The 16,973-nt window shown below is 70.6% G+C and carries 16 protein-coding genes; 7 read left to right on the forward strand and 9 right to left on the reverse strand.

Annotated features, from left to right (window positions below; all coding sequences use genetic code 11):
• The first annotated feature begins 301 nt into the window (after positions 1–301).
• The gene (locus tag G4D85_RS08890; RefSeq protein WP_164010007.1) at positions 302–1,642 is read left to right on the forward strand and encodes a lysophospholipid acyltransferase family protein; all 1,341 of its coding nucleotides are present in this window, start codon (positions 302–304) and stop codon (positions 1,640–1,642) included.
• Positions 1,643–1,714: 72 nt separating this feature from the next.
• Here G4D85_RS08890 and G4D85_RS08895 read toward each other — a convergent pair whose 3' ends face one another.
• The 7 genes from G4D85_RS08895 to G4D85_RS08925 all read right to left on the reverse strand — a co-directional run bounded on the left by G4D85_RS08895 (position 1,715) and on the right by G4D85_RS08925 (position 8,528).
• The gene (locus tag G4D85_RS08895) at positions 1,715–2,980 is read right to left on the reverse strand and encodes a spinster family MFS transporter (RefSeq protein WP_164010009.1); all 1,266 of its coding nucleotides are present in this window, start codon (positions 2,978–2,980) and stop codon (positions 1,715–1,717) included.
• Positions 2,977–3,912, reverse strand: coding sequence for a Ppx/GppA phosphatase family protein (locus tag G4D85_RS08900; RefSeq protein WP_164010011.1), 936 nt, complete (start codon positions 3,910–3,912; stop codon positions 2,977–2,979). The genes G4D85_RS08895 and G4D85_RS08900 overlap by 4 nt, the downstream gene beginning before the upstream one ends.
• 14 nt (positions 3,913–3,926) lie before the next feature.
• A complete protein-coding gene (locus G4D85_RS08905) occupies positions 3,927–5,111 on the reverse strand; it encodes an aminotransferase class V-fold PLP-dependent enzyme (RefSeq protein WP_164010013.1) in 1,185 nt (394 codons plus the stop codon).
• A gap of 142 nt (positions 5,112–5,253) precedes the next feature.
• Positions 5,254–6,546, reverse strand: coding sequence for an LpqB family beta-propeller domain-containing protein (locus G4D85_RS08910; RefSeq protein ID WP_164010015.1), 1,293 nt, complete (start codon positions 6,544–6,546; stop codon positions 5,254–5,256).
• A complete protein-coding gene (locus tag G4D85_RS08915; RefSeq protein WP_164010017.1) occupies positions 6,543–7,334 on the reverse strand; it encodes an energy transducer TonB in 792 nt (263 codons plus the stop codon). Before G4D85_RS08915 ends, G4D85_RS08910 begins: the two co-directional genes overlap by 4 nt.
• A 3-nt stretch (positions 7,335–7,337) precedes the next feature.
• Positions 7,338–7,805 (reverse strand): protein TolR, encoded by a 468-nt coding sequence (gene tolR, locus G4D85_RS08920; RefSeq protein ID WP_164010019.1) that lies wholly within the window; start codon positions 7,803–7,805, stop codon positions 7,338–7,340.
• A 12-nt stretch (positions 7,806–7,817) separates the two neighbouring features.
• On the reverse strand, positions 7,818–8,528 hold the full coding sequence (locus tag G4D85_RS08925) for a MotA/TolQ/ExbB proton channel family protein (protein WP_164010022.1): 711 nt from the start codon (positions 8,526–8,528) through the stop codon (positions 7,818–7,820).
• Between the two features lie 161 nt (positions 8,529–8,689).
• Between G4D85_RS08925 and G4D85_RS08930 the strand changes: the two genes are divergently transcribed.
• Both G4D85_RS08930 and murI read left to right on the forward strand, forming a co-directional pair.
• Positions 8,690–9,715, forward strand: a complete 1,026-nt coding sequence (locus G4D85_RS08930) for a hypothetical protein (protein WP_164010023.1) — start codon at positions 8,690–8,692, stop codon at positions 9,713–9,715.
• Between the two features lie 110 nt (positions 9,716–9,825).
• Entirely contained in the window at positions 9,826–10,641 is an 816-nt protein-coding gene (murI, locus tag G4D85_RS08935) for a glutamate racemase (protein WP_164010025.1), read from the forward strand.
• A 200-nt stretch (positions 10,642–10,841) separates the two neighbouring features.
• Here the strand turns inward: murI and carF are convergent, their stop codons facing one another.
• On the reverse strand, positions 10,842–11,693 hold the full coding sequence (gene carF, locus G4D85_RS08940; protein ID WP_164010027.1) for a plasmanylethanolamine desaturase: 852 nt from the start codon (positions 11,691–11,693) through the stop codon (positions 10,842–10,844).
• Positions 11,694–11,950: 257 nt separating this feature from the next.
• On the opposite strand from carF, the gene G4D85_RS08945 reads away from it, so the two are divergent.
• On the forward strand, positions 11,951–12,511 hold the full coding sequence (locus G4D85_RS08945) for a nickel-dependent hydrogenase large subunit (protein WP_164010029.1): 561 nt from the start codon (positions 11,951–11,953) through the stop codon (positions 12,509–12,511).
• A 131-nt stretch (positions 12,512–12,642) separates the two neighbouring features.
• On the opposite strand, the gene G4D85_RS08950 is transcribed toward G4D85_RS08945, so the two are convergent.
• Positions 12,643–14,115 (reverse strand): SLC13 family permease, encoded by a 1,473-nt coding sequence (locus tag G4D85_RS08950; RefSeq protein WP_164010031.1) that lies wholly within the window; start codon positions 14,113–14,115, stop codon positions 12,643–12,645.
• 119 nt (positions 14,116–14,234) lie between these two features.
• Here G4D85_RS08950 and ftsE point away from each other — a divergent pair, with 119 nt between their 5' ends.
• From ftsE to G4D85_RS08965, 3 genes are read left to right on the forward strand one after another with little or no spacing between them, the layout of a single operon-like run.
• Positions 14,235–14,930, forward strand: a complete 696-nt coding sequence (ftsE, locus tag G4D85_RS08955; protein WP_163995335.1) for a cell division ATP-binding protein FtsE — start codon at positions 14,235–14,237, stop codon at positions 14,928–14,930.
• Positions 14,927–15,829 (forward strand): cell division protein FtsX, encoded by a 903-nt coding sequence (locus tag G4D85_RS08960; RefSeq protein ID WP_164010033.1) that lies wholly within the window; start codon positions 14,927–14,929, stop codon positions 15,827–15,829. The genes ftsE and G4D85_RS08960 overlap by 4 nt, the downstream gene beginning before the upstream one ends.
• Entirely contained in the window at positions 15,826–16,956 is a 1,131-nt protein-coding gene (locus G4D85_RS08965; RefSeq protein ID WP_164010035.1) for a murein hydrolase activator EnvC family protein, read from the forward strand. Before G4D85_RS08960 ends, G4D85_RS08965 begins: the two co-directional genes overlap by 4 nt.
• Positions 16,957–16,973: the final 17 nt, after the last annotated feature.

Genomic DNA, 16,973 nt, shown 5'->3' on the forward strand with positions numbered 1-16,973 from the left:
CCAGTTGCTCACAGGCCGCCACCGAGCCGTTCTTGCACGCGCAGTCCACGGTGCTCGCGCATCCAGGCCCCGGGCCCGGCCCCACGGATTGACGAAGTGTCCGCGAGCCACCTGCACAACTCACCAGACACAAGCTCGTGAGCATCACCCACAGGCATGTGTGCATCCCCCCCAGCGTAACAGCTGTGTTCCAGTGAGAGGCAGGGGGCTGTCGCCACGGCATCCCCGGTGGTGACATTGTCAGCGCACCTGTCCGGGGAGCCTGCGGCTTGCCGCCGCTCTCTGCGCTACAGTCCCCACCGTGTTCTACGCGTGCGTACGTGCGGTGGTCGCGCTGTTCCTACGGCTCTTCTACCGGGTGAAGGTGAATGCCCCTGCCACCGAGCCGGAGGGCCCGGTGCTCTTCGTGGGCAATCATCCGAATGGGCTCATCGACCCGGCCCTGGTCTTCGTCCTCACCCGGCGCAAGGTGACGTTCCTCGCCAAGGCTCCGCTGTTCAAGATGCCCGTCATCGGCTGGTTGCTCCGCGGACTCGACGCGCTGCCCGTGTATCGCAAGCAGGATGACCCCTCGAAGATGGGAGGCAACGAGGGCACGCTGGACGCCGCCAAGGGTGCCCTCGTGGCTGGCCGCGCCATCACCATCTTTCCGGAAGGGAAGAGTCATTCGGAGCCCGGGCTCGCCGAGCTGAAGACCGGTGCCGCGCGCATCGCCCTCAACGCCGCGAAGGAAGGCGCGCCCGTGCGCATCGTCCCCGTGGGCCTCACCTACGCGGAGAAGCACGTGTTCCGCAGCGAGGTCCTCATCGATGTGGGCCCCGCCATTGAAGTACGGCCCTTCCTCCCCGCCGACCCCGCGGCCGAGCCCGACGCCGCGCGCCGCCTCACCGAGCGCATCGCCGAGGGCCTGCGCGCCGTCACGCTCAACCTGGAGCAGTGGGCGGACCTGCCGCTGGTGCAGCTCGCCGAGCAGCTCTACGCCTTCAAGCAGGGCGGCACGCTGGATGCGGAGCGGCTGCGGCTGTGGGCTCGCGGCGTACAACTCTTCCGCGCGCAGGAGCCGGAGCGCTTCGAGGGCGTCCGCGCGCACCTCGCCTCCTTCAAGCACCGCATGGAGCTGGTGCAGGCGGCGGGCCCGAAGGACCTCGCCCTGGTGTACCGCCCGGGCAACGTGGTGCCCTTCGTGGTGAAGAACGTGCTCTCGCTGGTCTTCGGGCTGCCGCTGTTCGCCCTGGGGCTGGCGCTGTTCTGGCTGCCCTACCAGCTGCCCCGCGTCGCGAGCCGCAAGGCGGAGCTGGACGTGCAGGCCACGGTGAAGTTCCTCACCGCCTTCGTGGTGGCCCTGGTGTGGTGGGGCGCGCTGACGGTGGCGGCGGGGTGGTGGGCCGGAGTGCCCTGGGGTGTGGCCACCTTCCTCTTGGTGCCGCCGCTGGCCCTCTTCACGCTCTACTTCGCCGAGCGCTGGGAGACGCTCCGGCGCGACATCGGCGTGTTCTTCACGCTGGGCAACCGCACGCGCCTCAAGGCCCTGCTGCTGGCCGACGGCGAGCGGCTGGCCTCGGAGGTAGAGCACCTGGCCGACGAGTACCGGCCAAAGCTCGACGGCTCCACGCCGCCCGGGCCCGCTACCGTGGCTCCCTGACCCGGGCGGAAAGCCCTCCCGGTTCAGGACGCACCGGGAGGCCCGTGGACTCCTGATTCATCGCCTGGCGGCTCACCGTGCTCGCGGCACGGCCTCGCGGAACAGCTTCGCGCCCGCCAGCAAGGCCAGGCCGCCCAGCAGCACGGGCAGGGCGTTCACTTCAATCGCGGTGTGCAGGCTCGACGCGTCCGCGATGGTGCCGATGAGCGTGGGCGAAATCGCATCACCCAGCATGTGGATGAAGAGCACGTTCAGCCCCATGGCGAAGGCACGGAACGCGGGCGGCACGCAGTTGACGATGGCCGCGTTGATGGGGCCGCTGTTGAGGAAGATGAGGAACTGCGCCACGGCAATCACCGCGAACGTCAGCGCGGTGTCCTGGATGTTCACCGCGAGGTACATGGCCGGCGCCGCCAGCAGCAGCCCCACGCCCGACATCCACAGGCCACCACCCTCGCGCTTGCGGTCCAGCCTGTCTCCCAGCCACCCGCCCACCAGCGTGCCCACCAGTCCCGCCACCAGCGTAATCGCGCCGAAGGTGGTGCCGGTGTCGCCCTGCGCCATGCCCCGCTCGCGCACCAGGTACGTGGGCATCCAGAAGCCCAGCCCGCCGATGGAGAACGTCATCAGCGTGTAGCCCGCCGTCACGGCCCAGAAGGCCGGGTTCCGCCCCAGCCCCTTCAGCCCCACCATGAAGGGCATCTTCGTCTGCGCTTCGGGCCCGTCCATGGCCCCGCGCTGGGGCTCGGGCATGAAGAAGGCCATGACGCCCAGCACGAGTCCCGGCACGCCGCCCACGTAGAAGGCCACGTGCCACGAGTATTGCTCCGTCAGCCACCCACCCAGCCCGTACCCCGCGGCCACGCCCACGGGAATCGCCGTGTAGAAGAAGGCGAGGATTCGCGTGCGCATCTCGCGCGGGTACAGGTCCGAGATGATGCTCGGCGCCACCGCGCCATAGCCCGCCTCGCCAATCCCAATCACCGAGCGAGCCACCAGCAGCGCGATGAACGAGGTGGCCAGGCCGCTCGCGCCCGTGGCCAGGCTCCACAGCAGCACGCCGCCCGCCACCAGCAGCTTCCGGGGATAACGGTCCCCCAGGTAGCCGCCCAGCGGCGAGGCCAGCATGAACACCACCATGAACATGGTGCCCAGCAGGCCGGACTGCGTGTCGTTGATGCCGAACTCCTTCTGGATGTCCGGCAGCGCCACCGCGACGATGTACCGGTCGAGGTAGTTGACCAGGTTGATGAGCGTCAGGATGAACAGCGCGAAGCCGGCGTTCGACGCGGGCGTCGAGGGCACTGCCGGCGAGGCCGCGGCGGGAGAGGCGTTCATGTCGAGGTGGCTCCAGCGCCGAAGCGGTGAGCGAGCAGGCCCCAGCGCAGGCCCCGGTCGCTCACCCGGCACGACTCCAGGCCCAGCGCCTTCACCGACTCCAGGAGGATGAGCGCGCCCGCGGAGATGACGTCCGCGCGCTTGGGCTGCATGCCGGGAAGGGCACGGCGCTGTTCCAGCGGCGTCTGGCACAGCCGGGCGGCCAGCGCCGTCAGCTCGGCCACGGACAGCGTGCCGCCGTGCACCTGCTCCGCGACATAGGGGTCGATGGCGTGCTGGACGGCATAGACAGTCGTCACGGTGCCGGCCACGCCCACCAGCACGGCGCCCGGAGGCGGCGATGGCAGCGTCCGGAAGGTGTCGCGCAGGTGCGCCTCGATGCGGGCGCGGTCCTCGGCCGACATCGGGTCCGAGCGGACGAAGCGCTCCGTGAGGCGCACCGCGCCCACGTCGAAGCTGTGCCGGAAGTCCACGTGCCCGGCCGGGTTGCCGTAGATGAACTCGGTGGAGCCTCCGCCGATGTCCAGCACCAGCAGCGGCCCGGCCGCCTCCGAGGCGAAGTCCGCGTGCACCGCGGCGAAGGAGAGCTGTGCCTCCAGCGGGCCGGAGATGATTTCCACCGTGACGCCCGCGCGCGCCTTCGCCGCCTCGAGGAACTCCGCGCCATTCTGCGCGTCGCGCGCCGCGCTGGTGGCCGAGACGGCGATGGCCTCCGCGCCCAGCTCGCGGGCCTCGCGGGCGAAGGATTCCAGCACCGCCAGCGTGGCTTCCATTCCCTCCGGGGACAGCCGGCGCGTCGCGTCCACGCCCCGGCCCAGGCGGGTGATTTCCGCGCGCTCGAGCACGGCTTCGAAACGGCCTTCAGGGGTGCGCTCCGCGACCAGCAGCAGCACCGAGTTGGTTCCCACGTCGATGGTGGCGAAACGCGGCATGCGCGGGAGCCTACTCAACGCAGCAGCGCTTCCAAAGCTTCGCCCAGGGCCTGGTACTCGGTGTGGGTGTTGTAGAGCTGCGCCGAGACGCGCACGTGCCGCCCGGGAGGCTTCGGCCACGGGACGATGGGCACTTCGATGCGGTGCTCGTCGAACAGGCGCAGGTGGAGGGGGTCCACGTAGAGCGGAGGCTCCGGCCGCTCGGGGAAGCCGTCCGGCAGGCGCACCGTCGCCATGCTGCCCACCATCTCCTCCGGGCAGTCGGGCTCCACCTGCAGCCGGGCGCACAGCAGCTTCCTGGCGGCCAGCGCCTTCTCCCGGTTGGCCCGCATCACCTCCGGCCAGCCGCCGGGTAGCAGGCCACCCACGAAGCGAATCGCATGAGGCACGCAGAGCGCGGCGGACGGGTCATGCGTGCCCGTCCAGTCGAAGTCCAACCGGAACCGCGAGCGGTCCGTCCGCCCCGAGTTGTGCCCGTGGCTCACCGCCAGCGGCTTGAGGCCCGGCTGCAAGTCCCTCCGCACGTGGAGGAAGGCCGCGCCCTTGGGGGCGCACATCCACTTGTGACAGTTGCCCGTGTAGTAACCCGCGCCCAGCGAGCGCAGGGACAGCGGCAGCATGCCCGGCCCGTGCGCGCCGTCCACCAGCGTCTCCACGCCCCGCTCGCGCAGCGCGGTGATGAGCCGCGCCACCGGCATCACCACCGCCGTCTGGCTGGAGACATGGTCCACCAGCAGCAGGCGCGTGCGCGGCGTCACCTGCGCCAGCACCGCGTCCACCACCGCGTCCGGAGAGGAGATGGGCCAGGGCAGCTTCGCCACCACCACCTTCGCGCCCCACTGCGAGGCCACGAACTCCAGCGCGTTGCGGCTGGCGTTGTACTCATGGTTGGTGGTGAGCAGCTCGTCCCCGGGGGCGAAGCGCAGCGAGCGCAGCACCGTATTCACGCCGGAGGTGGCGTTGGTGACGAAGGACACGTCGTCCGGGTCCGCGTCGACGAAGGCGGCCAGGGCCGCGCGGGCCTCGTCCAGCAGCGGCTCGACTTCGCGGTGGAGGAAGCGGACCGGCTCGGCCTCCAGGCGCGCGCGCAGCTCGGACTGCTGCTGCAGCACGGCGGTGGGGCAGGCGCCGAAGGAGCCGTGGTTGAGGAAGCGGACCTCGGGGTCCAGGCTCCAGTGCGTACGGAAGGGGGCACTCATGCCCGGGCACTCGACCCGAGCCGGCGCCCCCTGTCAACGCGATGGAGAGGGGGCGTCAGCTCCGTCCCTCAGTCCCACCGTCGGGGGCCCCCGCCCACCCGACGCGCGGGAGGCCGGGCCCTCGGGCTCCGCGGAGGCGGGCCTACTGCGCCTGCGGCAGGGGCGCCCAGTCGGGCGTCTGCAGGGCGCCCTTCTCGGCGCGCAGGGGGAGCTGGTTGCCGCCGTCCAGCGTCATGACGAAGAGCTGCGAGCCGCCGTTGCGCGTGGTGGTGAAGAGGATGTTCCGCCCGTTGGGCGAGAAGGCGGGCTCCTCGTTGCTGCCCTGGTCCTGCGTCAGGCGAGCCACCTTGCCGGTGTCCACGTTGATGGTGAAGAGGTCGAAGGCGTTGCGCTCGTCGCGCGCGGTGAAGACGATGGCGTCGCCGCGCGGAGACCAGTCCGGCGTCTGGTTGTAGTTGCCCTGGAAGGTGAGCCGCCGCACGCCCGAGCCGTCCACGTTCATCACGTAGATCTGCGGGCTGCCGCCCCGGTTGGACACGAAGGCGATGCGCTTGCCGTCCGGAGACCAGGTGGGGCTGGTGTTGAGGCCGTAGGGCGTGTCGGTGAGCGCCTTCGCGCCGCTGCCGTCCGCGTTGGCCACGTGAATCTGCGCGCTCTCACCCTCCGCCAGCGCGTAGGCGATGCGCTTGCCGTCCGGCGAGTAGGACGCGCCCGTGGCCATCTGCCCCTCGGACACCACCGCGCGAGCCTCGCCGCCCGGCTTCTGCACGAAGATGTCCGGCCGGCCCTTGCGGTAGGTGGTGAAGGCCACCTGCGAGGCGTCCGGGCTCAGCGCGGGGAGGATGTTGATGCCCCCCTTGGTGAGCGACATGGGGTTGCCGCCGTCCCAGTCCGCCACCACCACGTCGCGATTCTGGCCGGCCTTGCGCACGTAGGTGATGCGCGACAGGAACGGGCTGGGCTCGCGGGTGAAGTGCCGGTAGAGCGCGTCCGCCAGCCGGTGCGCCAGCAGCGACGCTTCGTCGGCCGGAGCGTCCTTCGCCACCTTCAGGTCCTCGCGGCCGGTGCCCACGTTGAACAGGCGCAATTCGCCGCGCAGCACGCCGCCGTCCTGCGCCAGGGACACCTTCACCAGCGCCTCGGCGCCCACGTCTGCCCAGCGGCTGAAGTTGATGCTGCCGGCCGTCATGCCCTCCGTCGCGTCCGCGGTGAAGCTCTTGCGGTCCAACACCTGGAGGATGCCGGAGGCGGCCAGGTCGAAGCCGAAGGCCGTGTCGAAGGTGGTCGCCTGCTTCTTCGCGCCGTCGTTCTGCGTCACGGGCGCGGGCACTGCCACGGGCAGCGGGCGGAAGTTGGCGCCGGAGATTTCAATCGTCGGCGCCTGCGCGAGCGCCGCGAACGGGACGAGGACCAGGGAGAGGAGCAGGGCTTTCATAGGGCGTTCGGTCTGAAGCTCAGGTTGACACCGTGCTTCTGCAGCGTGTCCCGGAGGTGGTCCGGAGGAGGCGAGAAGGGGGACGCCTTGCGCACGGCCGTGACGACGGCCGAGTCGAACAGGTCATTCCCACTGGGCTTCGTGAGGCTCACGTCCAGCACTTCACCGGTGCGGCCCAGGCGCACCGCGACGACGGTGTTGAGGCGCAGGCGCTCCGAGTCGGGGATGGTGTCCGCCACGTTGTAGTGCCGGCGCACCTGCGACTGGAGCAGGCCGAAGTAGCGCTCGCCCTCGGCCGTGGCCGAGTCGCCGTCCGGGTCGCCATCCTCCGCGCCCTCGGCCTCCTCGGGCTCGGCCGCCTTGGCCGTCTTGTCGAAGGCGCCGAAGAGCCGCTTGCGCCGGTCCTCGCCCGTTGTCTCGCCCTTCTGGGGCGCGGCCTTGGGGGCGGAGGGCTCGGGCTTCACGCCCGGAATCGGCACTGCCACCGCGGCGGACGTGGGCGGAGGCGGCGCGTCCGGGGCGGGCTTGGGCGCGTCTACCTGCTTGGGCGGCGGCGGGAGCTGTTCCTTGCGCGGCAGCAGCTTGGGGTCTCTCGGCTTGCCCAGCCGCACCAGCGTGGCGCGGATGGGCTTCGCGTCCAGGTCCACCTTCGGCCCGGAGTTGAAGCGGGCATACAGCACCGCCGCGAGCAGCACGAGGATGTGCCCCACCACGGAGGCCAGCGCGAAGCGCGACAGCCGCGTGGGACGCGAGACGAGCAGGCTGTGGGTCACCGCGGAGTCCGTCATGGGCTAGCGCTTCGCCTCCTTCGACTTGCCCTTCTTGTCGTTGGACGCCTTGCCCCCACCCGTGGGGTCCGTGATCATCCCCACGTTGTTGATGCCCGCCTTCTGCGCCGCGGCCATGACCTCCACCACCACGCCGTAGGGCACGTCCCGGTCCGCGTGGAGGTAGACCTCCTTGTCGGCCTGGGCCTTGGCGTTGGCGGCCAGCTTCTCCGACAGCTCCTCCAGCGCCACCTCGGCATCGCCGATGTAGACCTTTCGGCCGGCGTCGATGGACAGCACCAGCTTCTTCTCCGTGGCCTCCACCGGCGCCGCCTTCGTCTCCGGCAGGTTCACCTTCACGCCCTGCTGGATGAGGGGCGCCGTCACCATGAAGATGATGAGCAGCACCAGCATCACGTCCACCATGGGCGTGACGTTGATCTCACTCATGGTGGTGCGGCCACCGCCGCGGTTGCCTCCGCCCATTCCCATGGCAGTGCCCGCCTAGCGGAAGAAGTGCCGCTTGATGATGTTGAGGAAGTCCGCGGAGAAGTTGGCCATCTCCGTGTCGAACACCTTGATGCGGCTGACGAACGAGTTGTAGGCCACCACCGCCGGAATCGCCGCGAACAGGCCCGCCGCCGTGGCGAACAGCGCGTTGCCCACCGGCGCGGCCACGGTGGCCAGCGTCGCGTTGCCCTGCTCGGCAATCTGGTTGAACGCGCTGAGGATGCCGATGACGGTGCCGAACAGGCCCACGAAGGGCGACGCCGCGCCCACCGTGCCCAGGAAGGACACCCGGTTCTCCAACTCCGTAATCTGCGCGGTGGAGGCCCGGTTCAGCGCGCGCTCCACGTTCTCGATGCCACCCATTCGCTCGGCCATGGCGCCCTCGGCGCCGCCGTCCTTGGCCTGAGCCAGCTTGCTCAGCTCCTCATAGCCGGCGCAGAAGACCTTCGACAGCGGCGAGCCGTCGAGCTTCTGGGCCGTCTGGTAGATGGACTCCAGGCGGGAGGCCTTCCAGAAGGTGTCGAGGAAGGTGAGAGATTGTGCGCGGGCCTTCGAGAGCTGGGTCGCCTTCATGGCGATGAGGGCCCAGGAGGCCACGGACACGCCCATCAGGAGCAGCAGGACGGCCAGCTCGATGAAGGAAGCGTCGCGGATGATCTCCACGTAGTTCATGGCGCCGAGCGCCAGGGGCAGGTGGGGCGTCATGGGGTGCAGGCCGTAACACTCCGATACAACAGGGTCAAACAAAGGAGGCACGCCCGGCTGCTTGAAGCGGCTTGCGCGTGCGGGTGAATAATTCCCGAGTGCGCCCGTCTGGAGGGTTTGTAACGGGCCGAACACCTCACCACCCCACGAACAGGTCTCCCATGAACTCCCGACTGCTGGTTGCATTCCTCTGCCTGGCGGCGGTTACCCCCGGCTGCATCATCCACGACAACGACGACTGCTGTGACGTGCCCCAGGATACGTACCCGGGCGACATCACGTTCCGCTGGACCTTCGGAGGCCTGCGCTGCTCCGAGGACCGCGACATCGCGGGCGTCAACATCGTCATCCCTGGCGAGTCCCTGCAGAACGGCGGCCGCTATCCCTGCAATGCCAACGGCTTCGACGGCATCGTCCTTCATGACTTCGTGCCGGGCGTCTACAACTTCAGCATCGAGGGCGTCAGCTACGACAACGAGCGCCTCTACTTCGCCAGCGGCACCTTCACGGTGAACGGCGATGTGACGGTGGACGTCGACATGACGCCGACGGGCACCCCGCCCTCGTTCGCGTACGTGAGCTGGCTCTTCCCGGCGAACAACGCCAGCCCGAGCCCCAACTGCAACCAGGCCGGCATCGCCTCCGTGGACGTCCGCGTGAACGACGGTGAGTGGGCGCGCATCGACTGCTCGCGGGGCCAGGGCGCCAACAGCATCCAGACGCCGTACCTGGAGCCGGGCACCCACTCCCTGGAGTTCGTCGCCGTCGATGGCAACGGCGCCCCCTGGTACTACTACAGCGGCACCATCACCACCCGGGCCGGTGCTCCCACGTCGCACACGGCCTCCATGTGGGCGATTGGCGGCGCCTCCATCCGGTGGGACATCCTCGCCAACAACCAGACGCTGAGCTGCTCGCAGGCCCGGCTCACCGAGGTGCGCATCAACTTCCGCGACGTGTTCACCGGTGAGCTCGTGTACGGCATCTTCGGCGACGGCCACGGCTGCAACGACGCTCCGGTGGTGTTCGAGTTCCTGCGGCCGGGCCGCTACGAGGTGGAGATGTACGCGCAGGCCACGGACGGCCGCGAGTACCTGTCGCCGGACAACGGGCCGGTCATCGATGTGGTGGCCCACCAGTTCCCGGGGGCGAATGCGGCGCTGCCGGTGCCCCTCATCCGCCTGTAACGGTTGCCTGGTCGTGAGGTGAACGAAGGGTCGGGGCGGGGTGCCCCGGCCCTTCGTCGTTTCAGGGGGGGCCGCTGCCGCTGGCATCAAACGTGATAGGGAACCCCTGCATGCGGCAAGGCAGCCACAGTCCCATTGGCGTGTTCGACTCGGGTGTCGGAGGGCTCACGGTCCTCAAGGCGCTCATGGCCCACCTCCCCCACGAGAGCACGGTGTACCTGGGGGATACGGCGCGGGTGCCCTACGGCACCAAGTCCGGCGAGGTGGTGACGCGCTACTCGCTGAAGAACGCGCAGTTCCTCCTGGAGCGCGGCGTCAAGGTGCTGGTGGTGGCGTGCAACACGGCCACGGCGGTGGCGCTGCCGGCGCTGCAGGCGGCGCTGCCGATTCCGGTGGTGGGCGTCATCTCCCCCGGCGCGCGGGCGGCCCTGGCGCGCACCCGGGGCGGCGGGGTGGGCATCATCGGCACCCCGGGGACCATCCGCTCGGGCGCCTACCAGCGCGAGCTCGAGGCCGCGGACCCGCGGGTGCGGGTGAAGGCCCGCGCCTGCCCCCTCTTCGTGCCGCTGGCGGAGGAGGGGTGGACCACGGGCGACGTGCCCTTCCTGGTGGCCCGCGACTACCTGTCGGAGTTCGCCCGCGACGGCGTGGACACGCTGGTGCTGGGCTGCACCCACTACCCGCTGCTCAAGGGCGTCATCGCGGAGGTGGTGGGGCCCCACGTGACGCTGGTGGACTCGGCGGAGGCCACCGCGGAGGCCGTGGCGGCGCTGCTCGCGGAGCGCGGCGGGCTGGCCCTGGCGGGACACGCCGCGCCTTCGCACGCGTACTACGTCACCGACGTGCCGGAGCGCTTCGTCGAGGTGGGAGCGCGCTTCCTCGGCCGGCCCATTCCCGCCGCCGAGCAGGTGGACCTGACCTTCTGACGCCGGCTCCGGGAGCCGCATGGGGCCGCGAAGCACGCGGCCCCGGGCTCACGGGAGCTGGCTCGTGGGGAAGGGGGAGCGGGTCCACACGGGGTGCACCGGAGCGAGCAGTCCCGGGCTCCGGCGGCGACTTCCGCTCCCGGCCCCGGTGACGGGCTCGCCTCTATCAAGGCGGCGTCACCCGGGCCGTTCGCCCCGGCTCAGGCCGACGGGCGGGAGGAGACGGGCGAGGTCTCCTCGGTGGCCTTGGTGAGCAGCTCCTTGGCCGCCTGGACCACGGGGGCCTCGGAGGCGCCCTGGACCTTGAGCAGCGCGAGGGCGGCCTCGTCGCCGATGTCGTCCTGGCGCGGCAGCAGGCCGGTGGCCCAGGTGATGAGGCGCTCCGCCAGGGGGAAGAAGTGCACCACCTGGAGCGGCCAGTTCAGCCAGCCCACGGTGATGCAGTAGTACTTGTTGTACGGGGCGGTGTGGTGGATGCGGTGGTGGTCCGGCGGCAGGATGAGGTGCACGCGCTGGAGGAAGCCGATGACCGCCGGCGGCGAGTCCGTGTGCGACCACTTGTGGAACTGGTTGGTCGCCATGACCCAGAAGATCATCGCGCCCAGGAAGGCGGAGCAGAACACCCAGCCCGAGCCCGTCATCGGCATGGCCACGGCCATGATGGCCACGGGGATGGAGATGAGGCAGTTGTTGCCGTTGGTCTCCACGAAGTCGTGGCGGGTGATGGCCTTCTCGTCCACGTGGTGCTCACGGAACGGGCGGATGAAGGCCTTGCCCAGCAGCGGCATCTCCGTGGAGCCCCACGTGTCGCCCATCCAGTGGACGAAGCCGGAGACGAAGTCCGCGGCGAGGTAGCCCAGCAGCACGGCGCTCAGCAGCAGCCAGGTGCCGGTGTAGGGGTTCCCCCAGAGCCGGTACACCAGCGCCAGCTCCAGGGAGATGAAGGCGACGATGGAGCTGATCTCCATCGCGCGGATGGCGGGCGAATAGCCCTGGGCCAGCACCTGGGCGTCCTGCTGGCGGACCTTGTTCTTGAGCTCGTTTTTCTTCATCAGTGGGGTCCTGGACGTTGGCGGCGTTGAGCACCACTCGCGTCAGTCTGTACGTACCCCAGCCGCTTTCGGCTTTTCAACGTATCGGACGTCGGATCCCGAGGGCTTGTACGGCTGGTGGGCTCGGAACGGGGCTCAGGGACGGCTCGCGGGGCGAATTCGTGCCCGGCGGGCAGGCGCGGGGGCTCGTGTGTCGGAGGGGGTGAGGCTTACCTTGTGTCGTGGGGACCCGACTGGTACGTTCCGCCCCCTCGGCGATGACGAAAACCTTCGAGAAAGCCGTCACCGGCTTCAACCACAACATCAAGCACAAGGGGAAGGTCTACCACGTCCAGACCGAGGACTCGGGCGTCAACAACCCCCACATCATCACCCACCTGTTCGTGGGCGGGAACATCCTCGCGTCGAAGAAGACGTCCTATGCGGACATCCTCAACGCGGAGAACCTGTCGGAGGTCGTGCGCGAGTTGATGGAGGAGCAGCACAAGGAGATGCTGCGCAACCTCATCAACGGCGTGTACGACACCTTCGAGTCCACGGCCCGGAGCTACCAGCCCGGCCAGCTCGAGACCGACGCCGCCCCGGTGAAGATGCAGCCCGGCCAGTCCATGGCCCCGCACCCCGTGCAGCCGGTCGCCCCTGTCGCGGCTCCGGCCGCTTCGCTGCTCCCTCCCGAAGTGGCCGCCGCGCGCGCCATGAAGGAGAAGCCGAAGATCAACGAGGTCGGCGTGGAGACCCTCTTCGGCGAGGACCTCATCTCGGAGAAGAGCCTCGACGAGGTCATCCTCAGCTACCTCGCTGGCGAGGGCGAGCAGTAGCCACCCCTCCGCCGTGACGTCCAGGCCCGGCGCGCCTCGTGCGCCCGGCCGGCGTTCCCCTGCTTCCGTGGCCGCCCAGGCCCTGGACAGCCCCTCTACAGGGGCTGGACACCCTGGTGGCCCGCGGCTGACTACGGCAGCACCCACCGCACCCACGTCACGCCATAGACGGTGAGCACCGCCGCGGCCAGCACGTCCAGCAGCACGCCGGCCTTCATCATCACCGGCAGGCGCACGTAGCCGCTGCCGAAGACGATGGCGTTGGGCGGCGTGCCGGCGGGCAGGGCGAAGTCGCACGAGCCGGCGAAGGTGCTCACCGCCATCAGCGGGCGCGACGCGGGCAGCACGTTGAGCATGACATTCACGGTGGCGGTGTTGGAGGCGATGGCCGACAGCAGGATGGTGGTGGAGGCCACCACGCCGTGCTGGGTGATGAGCGGCAGGGACTCCAGCCCGGACAGGCGGGTGATGAGCCAGACGGACAGGCCGCTCGCCTCGATGCCCGCCGCCAGCGCGAAGCCTCCGCCCAGCAGCAGCAGCGTGTCCCAGGGTACGCGGCGCAGGGCCGCCAGCGACAGCCGGCCCACCGCCAGCAGCACCAGCGCGCCTACCATGGCCACCGCGGCCTCGTAGTGCTTGCCGCCCAGCTTGAAGCCGTCGAATGCGCGGGCCACGCCCGGGGCCAGCAGGGCGCGCAGCGGGTCGCCGAAAATCCACAGCACCGCCGCGGTGAAGAACACGCCGCCCACGACGCGCTCGCCGCCCGACAGGGGCCCCAGCCGGGCCAGCTCGCTGGCGATGACGTCCCCGCCCTGCCCGGGGCCCAGCGTGTCCTTCCTGCCCCCGCGCCACAGCACCGCCCAGGCGATGGGCAGGAAGAGGAGGACGAAGGGGAGGGCGGCGACCATGTACTCCACGAAGCCCACCTCGCTGCCCAGCCGCCGCGACACCACGCCCGCGAAGACGGAGTTGGTGGGTGAGCCAATCTTGGTGCCGATGCCGCCGATGTTGGAGCCGTAGGCCACCGCCAGCATCAGCGCCGCGCCGAAGTGCCTCAGGCGGCGCCCCTCGGAGGCCTCCAGCTGGGCAATCAGCGCCATGCCGATGGGCACCATCATCACCGCGGTGGCGGTGTTGGAAATCCAGAGCGACACGGCCGCGGTGGCCGCCAGCATGCCGAACAGCAGGCGCCGGGGTCCGGTGCCGATGGCGCGCATGATGAGCAGGGCGATGCGCCGGTGCAGGCCCCACTGCTCCAGCGCGGCGCCCAGGGCCATGCCGCCCATGAAGAGGAAGATGTACGGGTCCACGAAGGGCTGGGCCGAGCGGCCCACCGCCACCAGCGCGCCGCCGTCCCCGAAGACGCCCAGGGCCGGGAAGAGCACCAGGGGCAGCAGGGCCGTCCAACCCATGGGGATGGCCTCGGTGAACCACCACACGGCCATCCACGCGGCCACGGCGGCAGCGGCGGCGGGGCGGTGGCCCATGCCCGGAATCGCGTGCAGCCCGGAGGGGACGAAGTACACCAGCGCGGCCACGGCCGGCCCGGCGAAGCGTCCCACCCACTGTCCCGTTGTCGTGCGGCGCGCGGCCGGCTGGCTCATGGCCCTCCACCGTCGCACAGGTGGCGCCAGGGGTGGGAGGGGGAAGCCCGCCCTCTCGCCGGCCGTGCGTGGGGTGCCGCCGCCCGGCCGTGGTAGGTTGGCGGCCCTCCCCAGGCGCCATGATTCAGTTCTTCCACGTCTACAAGGCGTATCCCGGCGACCCGCCGGTGCTGTCGGACATCAACCTCAACGTGGAGAAGGGCGAGTTCGTCTTCCTCACCGGCCCTTCCGGCGCGGGGAAGACGACGCTGCTCAAGCTCATCTTCTGCGCGGAGAAGGCCACCAAGGGGCAGATTCTGGTGGGCGGCCGCAACATCGCCCGCATCCGCGAGTCCGCCGTGCCGTACCTGCGGCGCAACATCGGGGTGGTGTTCCAGGACTTCAAGCTGCTGCCGCACCGGACGGTGGAGGACAACGTGTCCTTCACGCTGGACGTGCTGGGCGTGCCGCGCGCGGAGGCCCGCGAGAAGGTCCGCCGCATGCTCAAGCTGGTGGGCCTGGAGCACAAGGCGGACTCGTTCCCCCTGCGGCTGTCGGGTGGAGAGCAGCAGCGCGTGGTGATTGCGCGCGCGCTCGTCAATGACCCCACCATCCTCCTGGCGGACGAGCCCACCGGCAACCTGGACCCGGCGCTCACGGTGGAGATCATGGACCTGCTCACCCAGGTCAACATCCGCGGCACCACGGTGATGGTGGCCACGCACGACGCGACGCTGCTGGCGCGCTACCAGAAGCGCACGGTGCGGCTGGAGCGCGGGCAGATTGTCTCCGACGAGGACGGCGTCAAGGCGGCGCGGCGGATGGTGGCGGGATGAGCGTGTCGGCGAAGGCGCGGTACTTCTGGCGCTCGGCGGCGGTGGGGCTGCGGCACTCACCCTTCGTGCACTTCATCGCGGTGACGACCATCGCCATCGCCCTGTTCTCCGCGGGCATGGCCCGGGGCGCGGCGCGGGTGCTGGACAACCTGCTGGCCTCGCTGGGCGGCGAGGTGGAGGTGACGGTGTACCTGTCACCCGAGCTGGGCGAGGACGAGGTGCACGGCGTGCACACCCGCGTGCGGGAGCTGAGCGGGGGCGAGGTGACGCTGGTGCCCCCGGACGCCGCGCTGATGCGCCTGCGCACGGAGCTGGGCGATTTGGGCGACGCGCTGGCGGAGCTGCCGGAGAACCCGCTGCCCGCGACGCTGGAGCTGCGAGTGCCCCCGGAGAAGCGCAACCCGGGCGCGCTTCAGGCCCTGGCGAAGGAGCTGCGCGCCCAGCCGGGCGTGTCGGGCGTGGACTACGGCGAGGCGGCCGTGGAGCGCCTGTCCGCCATCGCCCGGGCGCTGCGCTTCGGCGCGCTGGTGGCCTTCGCGGTGGTGCTGGGCGCCACCGTCATCATCGTCGCGGCCACGCTGCAGCTCGCCATCTACGCGCGGCGCGGCGAGATTGAAATCCAGAAGCTGGTGGGCGCCACGGACCGCTTCGTGAAGGCGCCCTTCCTCCTGGAGGGCCTGCTCCAGGGGATGCTGGGCGCGGGCGTGGCGCTGCTGGGGCTGTGGGCCTTCGGGCACGTGCTGGGGCCCACGCTGGGCTCGCTCTTCGCGTTCCTCCTGGGGCCGGGCGTGGCGGCGCCCTGGGTGGAGCCGCGGCTGGCGCTGGAGCTGCTGGGCGCCGGGTGTGGCCTGGGCCTGGGCGGCAGCTTCGTCGCGGTGGGGCGCTTCCTGCGGGTATGAGCCGGGCGTCCCTCCACCTGCCGCTGGCCCTGGTGCTGGCGGCCTCCGCCGCGTCCGCGCAGCCTCAGCCCGAGGAGGCCGAGCAGGCCGCCCTGCGCGACAAGCTGGCCACGCAGCGCGCGACGCTGGCGCTCATCGAGGCGAAGAAGCTCTCCGTGCTGGAGGGCGTGGAGCTGATGGAGGAGATGGCGTCCTTCTCCCGGAGGCGGGTGCGCGCGCTGGACGGGGACCTGGCGGTGTTCCGCCGGCGCGTGACGCTGGCCGAGCGCGAGGAGGTCGTGCTGCGCGAGGCGCTGCGGCTCCAGCTCCGGCGGCTGTCCCCCCGGCTGCGCACCCTCTACCGCCTGATGCGGCGCCGCCCGCTGGAGGTGCTGCTGTCCGCCGAGGACTTCGCCGCGCTCGTGTGGCGGGCCCGCGCGCTGGAGGCCAGCATGTCCGGTGATTTGGAGCTGCTGCGCGCCGTGCAGCGCGTGGCGCACCTCCAGCGGCAGGCGACGCGCGAGCTGAAGCGGCTCCAGACGTCGCTGTCCGCGCGCGTGGCCTTCCTCCAGGAGCAGGAGAAGCTGGCCCGCGCGCAGCAGGAGGCCCTGGAGGAGGTGGTGGGCTCGCTGGCCGGAGAGGCCGAGCTGGCGAAGCGCGCGGTGCGCGAGCTGGAGCAGGCGGACGCCGAGCTGACGCGCGTGGTGCAGGACTTGAAAGAACTGCCCGCCACCCACGGCTTCGGCGCGCTGCGAGGCACGCTGCCCCGGCCGGTGAAGGGCATTGTCGAGGTGGGCTTCGGCAAGGTGGTCAACCCGCGCTTCAACACCGTCACCGTGCAGAAGGGCCTGGACATCCGCGCCCCCGCGGGCACGCCGGTGCAGGCCGTGGCCGAGGGCATCGTGGCCTATGCCGGCTCGCTGCGGGGCTACGGCAACCTGCTCATCCTGGACCACGGCGACGGCTTCCACACCCTCATGGCCCACCTGAGCACGCTCACCGCCGAGCTCGGCGCCGCCGTGGCCGCCGGAGACGTGGTGGGCGAGGTGGGCGACACCGGCTCCCTCAAGGGCGCCTACCTCTACTTCGAGGTCCGCAGGGCCGGGCAGGCCGTGGACCCGGCACTCTGGCTGGCCCCTGCTCTCTAACGCAGTGCGGCGAAAAA

This window comes from Pyxidicoccus trucidator (genome assembly GCF_010894435.1).
GTDB classification, from domain to species: domain Bacteria; phylum Myxococcota; class Myxococcia; order Myxococcales; family Myxococcaceae; genus Myxococcus; species Myxococcus trucidator.

Excerpts from the sequence above, each read along its gene's own strand:
- G4D85_RS08960 (WP_164010033.1), top strand. The coding sequence starts at position 14,927 with ATGAGCGTGTCGGCGAAGGCGCGGTACTTCTGGCGCTCGGCGGCGGTG.
- ftsE (WP_163995335.1), top strand. The coding sequence starts at position 14,235 with ATGATTCAGTTCTTCCACGTCTACAAGGCGTATCCCGGCGACCCGCCG.
- G4D85_RS08915 (WP_164010017.1), bottom strand. The coding sequence starts at position 7,334 with ATGACGGACTCCGCGGTGACCCACAGCCTGCTCGTCTCGCGTCCCACG.
- G4D85_RS08925 (WP_164010022.1), bottom strand. The coding sequence starts at position 8,528 with ATGACGCCCCACCTGCCCCTGGCGCTCGGCGCCATGAACTACGTGGAG.
- carF (WP_164010027.1), bottom strand. The coding sequence starts at position 11,693 with ATGAAGAAAAACGAGCTCAAGAACAAGGTCCGCCAGCAGGACGCCCAG.
- G4D85_RS08945 (WP_164010029.1), top strand. The coding sequence starts at position 11,951 with ATGACGAAAACCTTCGAGAAAGCCGTCACCGGCTTCAACCACAACATC.
- G4D85_RS08930 (WP_164010023.1), top strand. The coding sequence starts at position 8,690 with ATGAACTCCCGACTGCTGGTTGCATTCCTCTGCCTGGCGGCGGTTACC.
- tolR (WP_164010019.1), bottom strand. The coding sequence starts at position 7,805 with ATGGGAATGGGCGGAGGCAACCGCGGCGGTGGCCGCACCACCATGAGT.
- murI (WP_164010025.1), top strand. The coding sequence starts at position 9,826 with ATGCGGCAAGGCAGCCACAGTCCCATTGGCGTGTTCGACTCGGGTGTC.
- G4D85_RS08910 (WP_164010015.1), bottom strand. The coding sequence starts at position 6,546 with ATGAAAGCCCTGCTCCTCTCCCTGGTCCTCGTCCCGTTCGCGGCGCTC.
- G4D85_RS08950 (WP_164010031.1), bottom strand. The coding sequence starts at position 14,115 with ATGAGCCAGCCGGCCGCGCGCCGCACGACAACGGGACAGTGGGTGGGA.
- G4D85_RS08905 (WP_164010013.1), bottom strand. The coding sequence starts at position 5,111 with ATGAGTGCCCCCTTCCGTACGCACTGGAGCCTGGACCCCGAGGTCCGC.
- G4D85_RS08900 (WP_164010011.1), bottom strand. The coding sequence starts at position 3,912 with ATGCCGCGTTTCGCCACCATCGACGTGGGAACCAACTCGGTGCTGCTG.
- G4D85_RS08895 (WP_164010009.1), bottom strand. The coding sequence starts at position 2,980 with ATGAACGCCTCTCCCGCCGCGGCCTCGCCGGCAGTGCCCTCGACGCCC.
- G4D85_RS08965 (WP_164010035.1), top strand. The coding sequence starts at position 15,826 with ATGAGCCGGGCGTCCCTCCACCTGCCGCTGGCCCTGGTGCTGGCGGCC.